The organism is Bacteroidales bacterium, from assembly GCA_018334875.1.
GTDB lineage: Bacteria > Bacteroidota > Bacteroidia > Bacteroidales > UBA12077 > JAGXLC01.
This window is the reverse complement of record JAGXLC010000131.1, coordinates 1-1,889: the sequence shown is the minus strand read 5'-3', so window position 1 is coordinate 1,889 and position 1,889 is coordinate 1. Positions and strand designations below refer to the sequence as shown.

Here is a 1,889-nt window from a genome sequence, read left to right as displayed (position 1 = left end):
GGCTTCATACGGGTTTTTTTGCCGAACAGCCTGGCAGGAATGTTAACAAGCCAGGCTGCAAATCTTGCAGAGGTGCATTTACTGGTTTCCCCTTCAAATTCAATGGGCACGAATCTCAGCAATCTTCCAATGGTGTCGTTACTCACTGTTCCTCCATCGTGGGGGCCAGGTTGCAGATAAGGATCCCCTGGCTCAGCATCATTTGAATTGGCCCCCACATGATTGTTGGTTCCAATACATGTTTTGCCTTCTTTCTTTTCTCTGAGCAATTCTCCGTTGGTACCTGCTGTGATCATGTAATGCCCGCCGGAAGTTCCCATCGGACAGGGTCGGTGCCTGGCTTTCTTGTCTATTTGCAAAGCCCTTAACTTACCCACCTGTATGACATCGGTGCTGCTCTCACTGATCTTGCTGGGTATAAGGTCTCTTTTCCTCAGTTCCTTTTCCGGGATTTTCTTCTCTACCAAACATACGATGCTCAATTCATCGGTTTTTTGTCCTCCGCTTACCTTATAGCCGGTCATCACCCCAACCACATTGGTCTTTTTCAATAATCCCTTCTCATTCCTGTTTTTGATCTCTTTTAAGTCCATCTTATATTATCCATCTTTATTTACCACAATTTAAATCATCAGGCCTTTTTAGCAAAAAATACCTTTATCGGTAGAATAATGCCGGCTAAGAACAATATAATTCCAATCAGGTGCAATATAATATTTAGAGTATCTCCTTCACCTATCTGTGTAATGAGACCAAAACCCCATGCAATTAACCCCACGATTAAAATTGCCCACCAGGCCCATTGTTCTCCCTTTCGGAAACCTTTGAACAGGATAAAGAAAAGACTTATAGTGATACATAAACCAAATACACCCAAATGCCGGGTATAAATTACGATGGTTTCAGCAACACCCTCTTCATCGATATCATCCAGGATTAGTTCACTTCTCGCTTCAAGAGTACTTCCTCCGACAGTCTGAGGTGAAGCGATAAGAAAAAGATCGTAAAGGGCAGAAAAGACCAATACGACGATCATAATGGTTATAGCTGTTTTTAACATGATACCATCCTCCTTAATTTTTAGGTTATTTAATAGGCAACTAATTTACGGGATAAGTTAATTCGTGTATTGGAAAAATCGGACATTTCACGAAAAAAATATAATCTACTTAACTTTGTGGGTATATCTTGAAATTGCATAATTATGATTAAATTCGTTTCCTCTAAAAAGAATACGATGGATATACTGAAAACGATACAAATACGCCAGAGCACAAGAAATTATTCGCCGATCCCTGTGGAAAGGGAGAAACTGGAGCGCTGCCTGGAGGCTGTACGCTTGGCTCCCTCAGCCTGCAATGCCCAGCCGTGGAAGTTCATTTTAGTGGATGAACCAGAACTGAAAAAGGAAGTAGCCGGAGCAGCCAAACACATGTCATTTGGTATGAATAAATTTGTCGATGAGGCACCGGTTATCATAGCCATTGTCATGGAACCGGCCAATGTTACCTCTGAATTCGGAAGCAAAATCAAAAGAAAACATTACCCGCTTATGGATATTGGTATTGCGGCAGAACACTTTTGTCTTCAGGCAACAGAGGAAGGTCTTGGCACCTGTTTGCTGGGCTGGCTCAATGAAAAAAAGGCAAAAAAAGCCCTGAACATACCCTTACGTAGAAGGGTGCCTTTAATGATCAGTGTGGGTTATCCGGCAACAGATAAACAAAAATCAAGAAAAAGAAAAGCAATGGACAAGATCGTCAGCTATAATGCTTATTGAATATATAAAAATTATAGAAAAACTTTTAGTTGGCAATTGGAAAAGATCAGTTGGCAATGGGCAAAAGGCAGCTTACTATATTGCAGAATCAAATTTAGGGAAATAAGAT

The 1,889-nt window shown here is 41.0% G+C and carries 3 protein-coding genes; 1 reads left to right on the top strand and 2 read right to left on the bottom strand.

Features of this window, described 5'->3' with window-relative positions; all coding sequences use genetic code 11:
* Positions 1–593: hypothetical protein (locus KGY70_11370; protein MBS3775779.1), on the bottom strand; the 593-nt coding region annotated here is incomplete at its 3' end.
* A 38-nt stretch (positions 594–631) separates the two neighbouring features.
* Positions 632–1,060 carry a hypothetical protein gene (locus tag KGY70_11365; protein ID MBS3775778.1) on the bottom strand — a complete coding sequence of 143 codons (429 nt, stop codon included), beginning with the start codon at positions 1,058–1,060 and terminating at the stop codon, positions 632–634.
* 177 nt (positions 1,061–1,237) lie between these two features.
* On the opposite strand from KGY70_11365, the gene KGY70_11360 reads away from it, so the two are divergent.
* Positions 1,238–1,780: a nitroreductase family protein gene (locus tag KGY70_11360; GenBank protein MBS3775777.1), complete on the top strand. Its 543-nt coding sequence runs from the start codon at positions 1,238–1,240 to the stop codon at positions 1,778–1,780.
* Positions 1,781–1,889 lie beyond the last annotated feature (109 nt).

Coding starts and splice junctions, on each gene's coding strand:
- KGY70_11365 (MBS3775778.1), bottom strand. CDS start 1,060: ATGTTAAAAACAGCTATAACCATTATGATCGTCGTATTGGTCTTTTCT.
- KGY70_11360 (MBS3775777.1), top strand. CDS start 1,238: ATGGATATACTGAAAACGATACAAATACGCCAGAGCACAAGAAATTAT.